This is a genomic window from Gemmatimonadaceae bacterium, assembly GCA_019752115.1.
GTDB lineage: Bacteria > Gemmatimonadota > Gemmatimonadetes > Gemmatimonadales > Gemmatimonadaceae > Gemmatimonas.
Genome location: JAIEMN010000020.1, coordinates 178,161 through 191,343 on the forward strand (window position 1 = coordinate 178,161; position 13,183 = coordinate 191,343).

At 68.4% G+C, this 13,183-nt stretch carries 13 protein-coding genes; 6 read left to right on the plus strand and 7 right to left on the minus strand.

Features of this window, described 5'->3' with window-relative positions:
• The first annotated feature begins 37 nt into the window (after positions 1 to 37).
• Genes K2R93_10520 through hemJ form a run of 3 tightly spaced genes read left to right on the plus strand, consistent with a single transcriptional unit; the run spans position 38 to position 1,822 of the window.
• The gene (locus tag K2R93_10520; protein ID MBY0490262.1) at positions 38 to 544 is read left to right on the plus strand and encodes a DUF2165 domain-containing protein; all 507 of its coding nucleotides are present in this window, start codon (positions 38 to 40) and stop codon (positions 542 to 544) included.
• Positions 541 to 1,242, plus strand: coding sequence for a peptidylprolyl isomerase (locus K2R93_10525; GenBank protein MBY0490263.1), 702 nt, complete (start codon positions 541 to 543; stop codon positions 1,240 to 1,242). Before K2R93_10520 ends, K2R93_10525 begins: the two co-directional genes overlap by 4 nt.
• 34 nt (positions 1,243 to 1,276) lie before the next feature.
• A complete protein-coding gene (hemJ, locus tag K2R93_10530; protein MBY0490264.1) occupies positions 1,277 to 1,822 on the plus strand; it encodes a protoporphyrinogen oxidase HemJ in 546 nt (181 codons plus the stop codon).
• A gap of 6 nt (positions 1,823 to 1,828) precedes the next feature.
• On the opposite strand, the gene K2R93_10535 is transcribed toward hemJ, so the two are convergent.
• Together K2R93_10535 and sseA are read right to left on the minus strand one after the other, a co-directional pair.
• The gene (locus tag K2R93_10535; GenBank protein MBY0490265.1) at positions 1,829 to 2,425 is read right to left on the minus strand and encodes a hypothetical protein; all 597 of its coding nucleotides are present in this window, start codon (positions 2,423 to 2,425) and stop codon (positions 1,829 to 1,831) included.
• Positions 2,422 to 3,297, minus strand: coding sequence for a 3-mercaptopyruvate sulfurtransferase (gene sseA / locus K2R93_10540; GenBank protein ID MBY0490266.1), 876 nt, complete (start codon positions 3,295 to 3,297; stop codon positions 2,422 to 2,424). Before sseA ends, K2R93_10535 begins: the two co-directional genes overlap by 4 nt.
• A gap of 80 nt (positions 3,298 to 3,377) precedes the next feature.
• Here sseA and K2R93_10545 point away from each other — a divergent pair, with 80 nt between their 5' ends.
• Positions 3,378 to 4,355: an NAD(P)H-binding protein gene (locus K2R93_10545; GenBank protein ID MBY0490267.1), complete on the plus strand. Its 978-nt coding sequence runs from the start codon at positions 3,378 to 3,380 to the stop codon at positions 4,353 to 4,355.
• 124 nt (positions 4,356 to 4,479) lie between these two features.
• Here K2R93_10545 and K2R93_10550 read toward each other — a convergent pair whose 3' ends face one another.
• From K2R93_10550 to K2R93_10565, 4 genes are read right to left on the minus strand one after another with little or no spacing between them, the layout of a single operon-like run.
• Positions 4,480 to 6,108 carry an amidase gene (locus tag K2R93_10550; GenBank protein MBY0490268.1) on the minus strand — a complete coding sequence of 543 codons (1,629 nt, stop codon included), beginning with the start codon at positions 6,106 to 6,108 and terminating at the stop codon, positions 4,480 to 4,482.
• A gap of 31 nt (positions 6,109 to 6,139) precedes the next feature.
• Positions 6,140 to 7,090, minus strand: a complete 951-nt coding sequence (locus K2R93_10555) for an alpha/beta hydrolase (GenBank protein MBY0490269.1) — start codon at positions 7,088 to 7,090, stop codon at positions 6,140 to 6,142.
• Positions 7,091 to 7,141: 51 nt separating this feature from the next.
• Positions 7,142 to 8,290 (minus strand): asparaginase, encoded by a 1,149-nt coding sequence (locus K2R93_10560; GenBank protein MBY0490270.1) that lies wholly within the window; start codon positions 8,288 to 8,290, stop codon positions 7,142 to 7,144.
• A 38-nt stretch (positions 8,291 to 8,328) separates the two neighbouring features.
• Positions 8,329 to 9,876: a tetratricopeptide repeat protein gene (locus tag K2R93_10565; protein MBY0490271.1), complete on the minus strand. Its 1,548-nt coding sequence runs from the start codon at positions 9,874 to 9,876 to the stop codon at positions 8,329 to 8,331.
• A 95-nt stretch (positions 9,877 to 9,971) separates the two neighbouring features.
• Between K2R93_10565 and argG the strand changes: the two genes are divergently transcribed.
• Positions 9,972 to 11,303, plus strand: a complete 1,332-nt coding sequence (gene argG, locus K2R93_10570; protein ID MBY0490272.1) for an argininosuccinate synthase — start codon at positions 9,972 to 9,974, stop codon at positions 11,301 to 11,303.
• 224 nt (positions 11,304 to 11,527) lie between these two features.
• Here the strand turns inward: argG and K2R93_10575 are convergent, their stop codons facing one another.
• The gene (locus tag K2R93_10575; protein ID MBY0490273.1) at positions 11,528 to 12,301 is read right to left on the minus strand and encodes a VOC family protein; all 774 of its coding nucleotides are present in this window, start codon (positions 12,299 to 12,301) and stop codon (positions 11,528 to 11,530) included.
• A gap of 158 nt (positions 12,302 to 12,459) precedes the next feature.
• On the opposite strand from K2R93_10575, the gene K2R93_10580 reads away from it, so the two are divergent.
• On the plus strand, positions 12,460 to 13,155 hold the full coding sequence (locus tag K2R93_10580; GenBank protein ID MBY0490274.1) for a hypothetical protein: 696 nt from the start codon (positions 12,460 to 12,462) through the stop codon (positions 13,153 to 13,155).
• Positions 13,156 to 13,183: the final 28 nt, after the last annotated feature.

The following is a 13,183-nucleotide window of genomic DNA, read 5'->3' on the forward strand; positions in this document are numbered from 1 at the left end:
GCATGCCGAAGAATTCCGCTGCCGGGAGGCCGGCGTGATGGTCCGCGCGTGCAAGGCCCTGCTGGTGGGCGCGACCGGGCTGTATCTGGCGCTGGTCGCGTTCAACAACGTCACCGACTACGGGTCCAACCTGCAGTTCGTGCAGCACGTGCTGAGCATGGACACCACGTTCCCGGGCAATGCGCTGCTCTGGCGCGCGATTCGCGCGCCGTGGGTGCACCACGCGTTCTACGTCACCATCATCGCGTGGGAAATCCGGTCGGCGGTGCTGTTGCTCCTTGGCGCGTGGCGCCTGTGGGCGGCGCGCCGCGCGCCCCGCGCGTTCGTGGCCGCCAAGGGGCTCGCGCTGCTGGGGCTCACCAGCAATCTGCTGCAATGGCTCGTGGCCTTTCTCACCGTGGGCGGCGAATGGTTCGCCATGTGGCAGTCGAACGTCTGGAACGGCAGTGAGACGGCGGGGCGCATGTTCACCGTCGTTGGCATCGTTCTGCTCTTCGTCAGCGCCCCGGAGTCCGAGGGGCCAGCGCCGGAGGTGACCGCATGACCCAGTCCCTACGCCGATCGCCGGCGCCGCGGTCGCGCTGGATGACGGCGCTGTTGATCGGCCTCGCCGCCTGCGGCGGTGGCTCCGATTCCGCCGCCACGCGCTCCGCCGCCCCGCCGGCCGTGAGCGACGCGCCGCCGCGCGCCGTGCCTGGTCCGGCGGCGACCCCCACGAAGAGCCCGGACCAGTACCGGGCCGAGTTCATTACCAGCAAGGGCGTGTTCATCGTGGCCGTCACGCGAGCGCTCGCGCCGCGCGCGGCCGACCGCTTCTACGAACTCGTCCAGAACGGCTACTACGTGCGCACCCGTTTCTATCGGGTGGTGCCGGGGTTCATCACGCAGTGGGGCATTCACGGCGATACGGCGGTGAACGCCCAATGGGATCGCGCCACGATCCCCGATGAACCGATGAAGACCTCCAACGTGCGCGGTCGCATCGCCTTCGCGGCCAACGGCCCCAACTCCCGCGCCACCGAGGTGTTCATCGCCACCGGCGACCAGGCCAAGACCCTCGATCGCCAGCGCTTCGCCCCCTTTGGCGAGGTGGTACAGGGCATGGACGTGGTGGACAAGATCAGCGCCGAGTACGGCGAGGAGCCCAACTACTCGCGCATCAGCCATCAGGGGAACAGCTACTTGCGAAAGTGGTTTCCCGCGTTGGATTCGATCGTGAGCGCACGCATCATTCAGCCGTAGCCTCCACCTTCCGACTCACGCATCCCGCACTCGCATGGCGTACCTCTGGTTCAAGGCGTTCCATATCGTGTTCATGGTCAGCTGGATGGCTGGCCTGTTCTATCTGGTGCGGCTGTTCGTCTATCACGCCGACGCCAACCGGGAGAGCGAGCCGCGCCGCGGGATTCTGGCGCCGCAGTTCGCGCTGATGGAACGCCGGCTGCTCAATGTGATCACCACGCCGGCAATGGTGCTGAGCTGGATCACCGGCGTCTCCATGATCGCGCTCCAGCCAGGACTCCTCGGCGAACCGTGGCTGCGCGCCAAGCTGCTGCTGGTGCTGCTGCTCAGCGCCTATCACGGCCTGTGTGTAAAGGTCATGAAGGAGCTCGCCACCGGCGCCACGTCGCGCACCGGGGAGTTCTTCCGCGTGGCCAACGAAGGGCCCACGCTCGTGCTCGTGCTCGTCAGCGTGCTCGTGATCTTCAAGAGCGCCGTGCAATTCGGCCAGCTGGGCTGGACGCTGGCCGGTGTCATTCTGTCGATCTACCTCGGCTTCAAGGCGTACGCCGGGTATCGGCGCACGCATCCCGAGCACTGAGCGGCGTCAGACCGCGGCGACCGATTCGATGCGGTCGAGCGTGGCGACGAAGAGGGTGTAGAGCGCGCGCAGGGTGTCCACCTCCTCGACGTAGCCCGGGAGCGTGAGCTCCAGCGGGTCGAACCCCGGGGTGGGATCGCTGAAGAGCACCTTGTCGTCGCGCAGCGCGAGCTGGCCGCTGAAGTCGCGCTGGTAGCGCTCGCGCAGCGCGGCGTCGGCAAAGACCGCACGCACGAAATCCGGCGTCTCCCCCTTGAGCACGAACTGCTGGTCGAAGGTCGCGTCGTCAACATGAATGTCGAGGCTTCCGAACCACTCGGCCACCGACGTCGCGAAGTTGGCGCGCGATACCGAGAAGCGCCGCGGGCGCGCGGTGGGGCGGAGCGCCGTGAACACGGTGGAGAGCACCGGCACCATGACCTTGCCCACCAGGATCATCGACGCGTCGGCCTGAATCACCACGGGGCCATGGGGATGTGCCACCTCGATGCGCGCCTGCTCACCGGGGCTCGGGTCATTCCATGTGCCACCGATTTCGGCGGCAAAGGCCGCCCACACGTCCACATGCTTGCCGCGCAGGAGATGCTTGAGGCGATCGCTCATGCGCGCGGCTCCGCGGCGGGGCCCGTCTCGACCGGCGTGTTGGCCTGACTGCCCCATTCCGTCCAGCTGCCATCGTACACCGCCACCTGCGTTGCGCCGGCCACTTCAAGTCCGAGCGTCACGGCGCACGCGGTGATGCCGCTACCGCATGAGGCCACAATGGGCGCTGAGAGATCGAGGCCGGCTGCCGCGAACTGGGCGCGCAGCGCGTCGGCCGACTTGAGCGTGCCGTCGGCGTTGACCAGCGTGGCGTAGTGCACGTTGCGCGCACCGGGGATGTGCCCGCCGCGCACGCCCGCGCGCGGTTCCGGTTCGATGGCCTGAAAGCGACCGGGTGAGCGCGCGTCCACCACCTGCTCGGCGTGTGACGCCACATTCGCCTGCATGGCGGTGAGGTCGCGCCATTGGGCCGCGTTGAGTGCCGGGGTGAAGGTGGCTGGCGGCAGGGACACCGCCTCGTGGCTGAGGGGGCGGCCTTCGGCGGTCCACTTCGCCAGCCCGCCATCGAGGATGGCCACCCGCGCGTGCCCCATGGTGCGCAGCATGTACCAGACACGCGGGGCGCTGAAGTTCTGCGCACTGCTGTCGTAGACCACGATGGCGTGCGCACTCCCGAGCCCCAGCGCCCCCACGCGCGCCGCGAACGTCTCGGGCGACGGCAGGGTGTGCGGGTACGGCGCGGTCTCGTCGCTCAGCGCGTCGATATCCGCGAAGACGGCACCGGGGATATGGCCCGCCGCGTACTCGTCGCGCGCCTTGCGGCCGGTGGCGGGCATGTGCCACGTGGCATCCACCACGCGGAGCGACGGGTCACCGAGATGCGCGGCGAGCCAGTCGGTGGAAACGATCGGAGTGGGCAGGTCGAGAGCCATGCGTCCATTCAACGACGGGCGGCCGCTCGGCACAAGGCCGGGGATTGCTGGGCCTGCCGGGGCCGTATTCATTGCGGGGCATGAATTCCGAACGACTCGCCCCGAAGCGGGTGGTGATGCTGGGTGCCACGGGCACCATCGGGCGGGCGACCGTGCGCGCGCTGCTGCGCCACGGGCATGCCGTGAAGTGTCTGGTGCGTCCCGGGACTGCCCGCGCCGCGCTGCCGGATGGGGTCACGATCCACGAGTGCGTGGTCACCGATCCGCTGTCCATCCGTGACGCGCTGGGGAGCGATCGCTTCGATGCCGTGGTGAGCTGCATGGCGTCGCGCACCGGAGCGCCCAAGGATGCGTGGGCGATCGATCATCAGGCGCATCTGCACCTCCTCGATGCCGCCAAGGGGCATGGCGCCACGCAGTTCGTCCTGCTCTCCGCGATCTGCGTGCAGAAGCCGCGGCTCGAGTTCCAGCGCGCCAAGCTCGCGTTCGAACAGGAGCTGATGGCATCGGGGCTCACCTGGTCCATCGTGCGCCCGACTGCGTTCTTCAAGTCGATCTCGGGGCAGATCGAGCGCGTGCAGCAGGGGAAGCCGTTCCTGCTCTTTGGCGACGGCACGCTCACCGCCTGCAAGCCGATCAGCGACGACGACTGCGCGGAGTATCTCGCGACGTGTCTGCGCGAGCCGGATCGCTGGAATCGCATCCTCCCCATCGGCGGACCGGGGATGGCGATCACGCTCAAGCAGCAGGGCGAACTGCTCTTCTCGCTCGCCGGTAAGCCGCCCAAGTTCACGAGCGTGCCGGTGGCGATGTTCGACGTGATCATCGGCGCGCTCTCGGTGCTGGGCACCGTCATCCCGCCGCTCAGGAACAAGGCGGAGTTCGCGCGTATCGGCCGCTACTACGCCACCGAGAGCATGCTCGTGTGGGATGCGCAGCGCCAGCGCTACGACGCCGCTGCCACGCCGTCATTCGGCAACGATACGCTGGCCGAGTACTACACGAAAATGCTCCGCGGTGAAGTGGCCGACGATCGCGGCGAGCATGCGGTGTTCTGAGTGATGGGTGTGAACTGATCACATCCAAGACGTCCGAGCGATCCAAGGCGTCAGAGAACCATGTCGTGACTTCATGCCTTGGATCGCTTGAATGCCTTGGATGTGATCAGTTTACCTCCACTCCCTACTGCCCAATCGGCCGCGGCGGCGCCACGAAGCGTTTGGACGCCTGCTCGTACGCGTGGGCGAGGGCGAGCATCTTGGCGTCGGTGCCGGGGAGTCCCACGAACGAGAGATTGCCGGCGGGCATGCCGTCGGTGCCGTAACCGGCGGGCACGCTCACTTCGGGGAGGCCGAGCCAGTTGCCGAAGCCGAGCGCGGTACGCACGTCGGGCCAGCCGGCCTGCGTGACCCAGGCGCCGAAGGGCATCGTGGGGTACACCAGCGCGTCGAGCTGCTGCTTGGCCATCGACTCGGCGAGCTGCGCCACCACGGCGTCGCGGGAACGCAGGAACGAACGGGACGCCGCATCGCGCTCGTAGGGCTGTTCGATGAGCACGGCCATCGCGTCGGAATCGGCGGGCAACACATCGTAGTACGCGCGATAGGCGGCCAGGCCACGCTTGATCGCGTCGCGCGCGTCGAACGGATGCGAGGCATCGCCGTGGCGCAGGAAATAGCGCAGCAGCGCATTGGCCGTGGCCGCGGGGCTGTTGGCGTTGGGCGCGACATCGCCACGGGCCTGCGCGGCGGCGGCGAACTGATCGCGATACGTCACGCGCGTCACGGCCGGTGAACACGATTCCACGATGGCACCGGCCGACACGCAGTCGGTGATGGCGCGATCGAAGATCGCCTGACACTCGAGGCTCATCTGGGCGCGCGGGACATGCGCTTCCACGAGACCCAGGCGGGCGCCCTTGAGCGCCTCCGGGTGGAGCGTGCGCAGGGCGCCGCGGGTGTAGGGCGTCTTGAGCACGAGTCCGTCGCTCGTGTCGGGGCCGGCGATCGCATCGAGCAGCAGCGCGGCATCGGCCACGGTGCGCGCGAGCGGGCCGTGCGTGTCGAGCACGGGCCACGTGGGAATCACGCCGGTGCGCGGCACCAGCCCGAAGGTGGGCTTCATGCCCACGACGCCGGTGCATTGCGCGGGGATGCGATTGGAGCCGCCGTCGTCGGTCCCCAGCGCGGCGAAGGCGATGCCGCAGGCCACACTCACGGCACTGCCGGCGCTCGAGCCGCCGGGGGTGCGCGTGCCGGTGCGATCGTGCGGATTGCGCACCTGCCCGGTGAGCGTGCTGGTGCCCACCCCGTGGTACGCGAAATCATCGGCGGCCGTCTTGCCCAGCACCACCGCACCGGCCGCGCGCATCCGCGCGACTTCCACGGCATCGAACAGCGCCGGTTCGGGGAAGAGCTGCGACCACTCGAGGTTCGAGGCGGTCGTCGGCAGCCCCTTCACGTCGTAGATCGCCTTCGCAAAGACGGGCACGCCATCGAGTGGTCCGCGCAGCGCGCCGCGCTTGAGGCGCGCGTCGGATGCGCGCGCCTCGGCCATCGCGGTGGTGGCCAGCAGATCGATCGCGCGCAGCGTGGCCGTCCACGCGCGCGCCCGATCGAGGGCGGTGGCGGTGACGCTGGCGGCGGTCCAGCTGCCGGCGGCGCGGCCCGCCTGATAGGCGGCGATCGTTCCGGCCAGCGGATCATCCGCGGCGCCGTGCGCGGCCTCGTGCACCAGCCGCGACCAGTCCACGAACGGAAGCGCACAGAGTGCGCCAAGCTGGCGCAGGGCATCGCGACGCGTTGGGCTCATGCCCCTAATGTGCCGCCGGAACGCGGCAGACTCAATTTGCCGTGAGTGACCGCGTCGGGATGCGCTCCCGCAGAAACGCCCGCACCGGCACGAGCGCGGTGCCCGGCGACTCCTCGAAGGGCACGTGTCCCAACCCGGGCAGTCGGGTGAGCTGCGCGTGTGGCAGCGCCGCCAGATAGTCGTTGGCATTTGCCGGCGGGATCATCTGGTCCTGCGTGCCCCACACCAGCAGCGTCGGCGCCGTGATCGTGCGCAGCCGCGGCACGGGGTCGTGCAGCGTCACCTGTCGCATGCGATCGTAGAGCGCCGCGCGATTGCCGGGCGCCCGCATCAGGTCGTAGTACCGGCCCACGAGTGCATCGGTGAGGCGCGAGGGATCGGCGTACGCCGGCGTCATGTTCGCCTCGAGCATCGCCCGCGGGAGCACCCAGCGCATCACGCCCAGGACGGCCGGTACTTCGGCGGGCTTCTCGTACGCGAAGCCGGGGCTCGCGAAGCCATCGGGCGCGATCAGGACCAGGCGTTCGACGCGCTCGGGGTGCGCAGCCGCGAAGGACCAGGCGATCCGCCCGCCCATCGAGTTCCCCACGAGCGTGGCGCGCGTGATCCCCAGTGTGTCGAGCAGCGCCTGCACCAGGCGGATCGTGCGGGGGTCGCGATAATCGCGATCGGGATCGGCGCCGCTCAGCCCGTGGCCCGGAAAGTCGAAACGCACGACGCGGAACGAATCCGCGAGCGCGCGCGCCCACGGCTCCCACGTGTGCAGGCTCGAACCCAGGCCGTGCATGAGCACGAGCACCGGCGCCTCACGCGGGCCGCTGTCGCGCACATGAAGTGCCACCCCATCGATGCGGCGGATATCACCAGGCTGCGCCAGATAGCGCTGCTCGACGACGGTGCGAGCGAGATCGGGGGTATAGAGCCACGCGGCGAGCGCCGTCAGCGCGGCCGCGAGCACTGGAAGCCAGAGACGTTTGATCACGCAGGCGAACGGTCACGGGTCCCCGAGGGGTTCCGTGACCGCGCCAGTGCGTCAGTATCGCTGAAACAGCTTCTGGATTTCGCGCGGGTCGCGCGTGCGCGTGAGCGCCACCATGAGCAGGATGCGCGCCTTCGCCGGGGTGAGGTGTTGCACCGTGACCATCGGTGGGGCCGGCGCGGGGCGACGGACGGTGTCCGCAGGAGTGCTGCTGTCGCGCGGCGCATTCGGGCGCGCCGCGGCCGGCGCCCCGAAGTCGCCGCCGCCGCCCACCGCCGACATGTTGTCGCCGTAGGCGAAGATCGACGCCACCACGACCCCCTCGCGACGCAGCGCGGCGTAGACCTGCGACTCGGCCGGGGTCATGCCATTGCTGGCTACCGCCACGCCGTCGGGCTTCTTCGCAAACATCGGCCCGGTGCCGCCGGGATACGAGTAGGTGAGTTCGACCGTGGGGAGTGAATCGACCTTCATGACATCGAACTCACTCGCCGCACCGTGCACGCGCACCGGCGCAAAGAGAAACTCCACGCTCGCGTTGTTCACCACGCCCAGCATCCCCATCTCGCCACCACTGAAGCCGCCGGTGCGCTGATAGAGCTTGCGGGATTCCCGCGCCGACAGAATGCGATCGTCCATGACGACCATCACGCCCTTGCCGACCGCCTCCGGGGTGACGACGGTGCGCACGGCGCTCAGCAGGTTGATTGGCCCATCGGGGCTGATGCCGGTGGCCGGCCGCTGCGCACCCACCACCACCACCGGCTTGTCCGATCGCACGGTGAGATAGAGGAAGAACGACGTCTCTTCGAGCCGGTCGGTGCCGTGCGTGACGACCACGCCGGCCAGATCCTTCCGCTCCTTGAGCACCGTGTTGATCCGCTTGGAGAGCGCGAGCCACTGCGCCGGCGTGATGGCGGTACTCGCCACGTTCGAGAACTGCTCGGTCTCGATCTCGGCGAAGCGGGAGAGCTCCGGGACCGAGGCGACGATCTCTTCGGCCTTGAGGCTGCCGGCGCGATACGCGCCCAACGTGCCCGGGGCCTGCTGCGCGCCGGCGATCGTGCCGCCGGTGGCGATGATCAGGACCTTGGGCTTGGGGCCGGTGGCGGCCGGTGCCTGCGCCGCCACGGGAAGATGCGCCACGACGAACAACGCAACGCCCGCGAGGGCGGACGGCAGACGGACACGCAGGACAGGCACGAGGTCTCCGAGAAGGACGACGAGGGCGGAGTCCAAACCTATCGCGCGTCGCCCTCACTCGTCCACAAACTCCCGTACAGCACGGGGCCACAGCTCTGGCAGATGCTGTGGCTGAACGTCGCTTCGGAGTGCCGTGACACCCAGGTTTCCACCGCCTGCCAATAGCCGCGGTCGTCACGGACCCGCTTGCAGTTGGAGCAGATGGGAATCAGCCCCGAGAGCGTGCGGACTTCGGCCATGGCGGTGCGCAGCTCCTCGTTCAGCTGCGCGAGGCTGGCGTTGGAGGCCGACAGATCCGCGGACCGGCGGCGTTCGGCCTTCGTGGCGCGCACCAGCAGCGTGACCAGCGTGGTGACGACCGCCAGCACCAGCAGCGTCCCCACCACGGCCCAGCGCTGCCGCGAGATCGTGAGCTCCTGGGCCTGCGTAGTCTGCTGCAGGGCGGCCACCTCGAGTTCGGCTTCGTACGCGGCCACGCGCAGCGCGGCGTCCTGATCGAAGACCGAGTCGCGCAAGGCCTGATAGCGCTTGCGATGTGCGAGCGCCTGCGTGGTGCGACCGCGGGCCTCGTCGATGTCGGCGAGATGCCGTACGGCCGCCAGCGTGATCACGCGCTGCTCGACCGACAGCGCCAGACGCATCGAGGTCGTGAACTGCCGGTCGGCTTCCTCAAGATTCCCCACGGCCCGCGCGCATTCGCCCAGCTGCAGCAGCGCCAGCGCCTGCCCGCGCACACTCCCGCGGGCCACCGCGCTCGCGTACGCGGAATCGAGCACCACGCGGGCCGCGTCGTGCTGTCCGCGACGCAGCAGGAGTGCTCCGCGCGCAGCGAGCGAGTTCCCCACCGCATCCATCGAATCGGCGCGCGAGAGCAAGGCGCCGGGGCGCGCATAGGCCGAGTCGGATCGCGCGATGATGGCCGCCGCGCTGTCGAACGCGCCGGCATCGATCTCGACCAGTGCGAGGCTGTTGAGCGCGTAGCCGAGCGCGGCTGGTGCCGTCGGGGCCGCGCTCGCCAGCGCGATCGCTTCGCGAAGTTTGGCGCGCGCGCGATCGAGCTGTCCCCAATCCTGATACGTCTTGCCGATGTTGGTGAGCGTCCGGGTGAGCCCCAGCGTATCGTGCACGGCCCGCCGGATCGCCTGCGCCTCGGTATACGCGCGAATCGCCGGCTCGTAGAGCCCGCTCTGGTAGTATGCGGCCCCCAGACCATTGAGCACGCGGGCGTACTCCACCCGCAGCGCGGGATCGCGCTCGGCCTGGTCGTGGCGCAACGTCACCGCCGCTTTCAGGTGGGCGACTGCGCTGTCCTGGCGGCTGTGACTCCAGAAGAGGAGCCCGAGGCGATACTCGCCCGCGGCCAGACCGGCGCTATCGCGCTGCTGTCGTGCCGTCGCGATGGCTTCGCGATAGCGCCGCTCGGCGAGCGCCGTCTGACCGGCCCGCTCGACCTGATACGCCGCCATGACGCCCCGTTCGAGGGGCGTACTGTCACGCGGGGCGACGCCCGATGACGTCGGTCCACCCGCCTGCGCGAGGGCGACCCGCGCCCCCACCATCACCATCCCGGCGATCACGCGGTGCACCGCTGATCGCCACCCACGCCTGCCCGTCACCACAGCGCCCCGGGTCTGCTATCTTTCCTGACTTCACCCGGACCCGCATCGGCCTCGAGCATTCTGTGCCCAACATACTTCAGCATCTCCCCATCGGCGAGAAGGTCGGCATCGCCTTCTCCGGCGGTCTCGACACCAGCGCCGCGCTCCACTGGATGCGCGCCAAGGGCGCCGTTCCGTACGCGTACACCGCGAATCTGGGACAGCCCGATGAGGCGAACTACGACGACATCCCGAAGAAGGCGATGGCGTACGGGGCCGAGCAGGCGCGGCTGATCGAATGCCGCGCGCAGCTCGTGGCCGAAGGGCTGGCCGCGCTGCAGTGCGGCGCGTTCCACATCAGCACCGCGGGCCAGACGTACTTCAACACGACCCCGTTGGGACGCGCGGTCACCGGCACAATGCTCGTGGCGGCGATGCGCGAAGACGGCGTCGATATCTGGGGCGACGGCAGCACGTTCAAGGGGAACGACATCGAGCGCTTTTACCGGTACGGGCTGCTCACGAACCCGAACCTGCGCGTGTACAAGCCGTGGCTCGACCAGCAGTTCATCGATGAGCTGGGTGGCCGCACGGAGATGGCGGAGTACCTCATCAAGAGCGGCTTCGAATACAAGATGTCGGTGGAGAAGGCTTACTCCACCGACTCGAACATCCTGGGCGCGACCCACGAAGCCAAGGATCTCGAGTTCCTGAACAAGGGCATGCACATCGTGCAGCCGATCATGGGCGTGCCGTTCTGGAAGGACGAGGTCGCGATCGCCAAGGAGACGGTCACGATCAAGTTCGTGGAAGGTTATCCGGTGGCGATCAACGGGCAGGAGTTCGGCAGTGCGCTCGAGCTCTTCACCGAAGCCAACGTGATCGGCGGTCGCCACGGCCTCGGCATGACCGACCAGATCGAGAACCGCATCATCGAAGCGAAGAGCCGCGGCATCTACGAAGCACCGGGGCTCGCGCTGCTGTTCATTGCCTACGAGCGGCTCGTGACGGGCATTCACAACGAAGACACCATCGAGCAGTACCGCATCAACGGCCGCAAGCTCGGCCGGCTGCTGTATCAGGGGCGCTGGCTCGACCCGCAGAGCCTCATGCTGCGCGAAAGCGCGCAGCGCTGGGTCGCGCGTGCGGTCACCGGCGACGTCACCATCGAGCTGCGTCGCGGCAACGACTACTCCATCATGGACACGTCGAGCCCGAACCTGACGTACAAGCCCGAGCGCCTCACGATGGAGAAGGGGCAGGAGTTCTTCACGCCGCTCGATCGCATCGGTCAGCTCACGATGCGCAACCTCGACATCATCGACACGCGCGAGAAGCTCGCGGTGTACGCGGCGACGGGGCTGCTGAGGAGTAGTGAGGCGAACGGGGTGCCGCAGTTGAAGAGTGGTGAATAGGGACTGGTTGTCACTCGCCTGAGCGTGCCGGTCACCGGCACCGCAGTTCAGGAGCCAGGCGGAAGGGTCTAGGGGGAGGAGCAGTGCGGAACGGGGGCGACGTGCATGGCACGTCGCCCCCGCCGCGTTTCACTGCTCCCTTGGTACTTCCCCCTGGCCCCTGAGCTACGGTGCGCGTGACGAGCACGCGCGGGCGGTTCGCTCGAGGGCCCGTCGGCGCGCTCTCACTGCGCGCTCATGTACGCGATCACTGCTCCCTGCGCATCCTGCCCGATCATGATCCTGCCGTACGGCGACGGCATCGGGCCCCGGATGATGGTGCCGCCGTGCTTCGTCCACGTCGCGTTGGCCTCCTCGAGGTTGGCCACGGCGAAGTAGGCGAGCCAATGCGCCGGGATGCCCTCCCAGCCGGCGCCGCTCATGAGCATCGCGCCGGCGACGGCTTCGTCGACACCGGCCTGATGCAGGGTCCAGTAATCCACGCCGGGCGCGTCGAGCTTGTGGGCGGTGAGGCCGAACACGGCTTCATAGAACGCGGCGTTGGCCGGCTCCGGCGACGCGACTTCGGCCCAGCACATGGACCCGTGTTCGCCTTCGACGCGTGCGCCGGCGAAGCCAGCTGCTTGCCAGAGACCAAACGCGGCGCCGCCGCGGTCGATGGCGATGGCCATGCGCCCATTCCCGGGCACATCCATCGGCGGCACCATCATCGATCCGCCGTTGGCGACGATGGCGGCGGCGGTGGCATCGGCGTCCGAGACGCCGAGATACACGGTCCACACCGTGGGCGCCTGCTCCTGCCCCGGCATCTTGGGGGCGATGGCTGCCGCGGGTTGGCCGTTGCGGAAGGCCATCGTGTAGTGGCCCATCTCGGGGCCGCTGTCGACAAAGGTCCAGCCGAACAGCTCGCCGTAGAGGGCTTTGGCGGCGTCGAGGTTACTGGTGGAGAGGTCGAACCAGACGGGGCGGTTCGTCAGCGTGCCAGTGATGGTGGGCATGGCCAGGTGGGAGAAAGGGGCCAGCGGGAATTCGGTGCGCCACGGATCTATCGCCGACGCCGAGGGGTCGCAAGAATTGTGTCGGGCCGTTTGCTGCACACCCGCGTCCGATTCGGTCGCCGCCCCCGCTGGTCTCCCACCTCATTCGGAGTTACCCCATGTCGTCAGTTGTCAGAAGCGCGTGCGTCGCGCTCGCGCTGCTCGCCCCCGTCGCCGTGCACGCCCAGGAAGAAAAGGTCATGGCCGTGAAGGGAGGCATTCAGGTGAAGGGTTGGATGGGCAAGGTTGACGCGAACGAAGCGAAGGCTGGCATGTCCGTCGACAGCACGAAGATGGTGTCGATGGGCAAGGACATGCACGCCACGACGGGGCCGGCGACGACGTACTGGAACCCGTCGATGATGGCGAAGGGGAACTACACCGTGAAGGCGACCTTCACCGAGCGGGAGTACATGGGGCTCAACAGCCATCCGCATCCCTACGGCATCGTGATCGCCGGCAACAAGATGGGGACGGATGACGCGAGCTTCCTGTACTGCGCGGCGTACGGCAACGGCACGTTCATCGTGCGCGGCTTCGGCCCGGCCCCGTTCCAGATGAACGGCCGTCGTGGCGAAGCGAACGACGCAGTCAACAAGGCCGCCGAGAAGGGCAAGCCGGTGACGCAGGAAATCGCGATGAGCGTGACGGCCGACAAGGTCACCTGCAGCATCAACGGCAAGGAAGTCGGCAGCTATCCGAAGGCCGATGTCGTCGCCGCCGGCAAGCTCACGACGACCGATGGCATGGTGGGTTTCCGCATGGGACACAACACCGACGCGCACGTCGCCGGGTTCTCGCTGACGAAGAACTGATGCGCATTGCGGTCATTGGAGCGGGCGC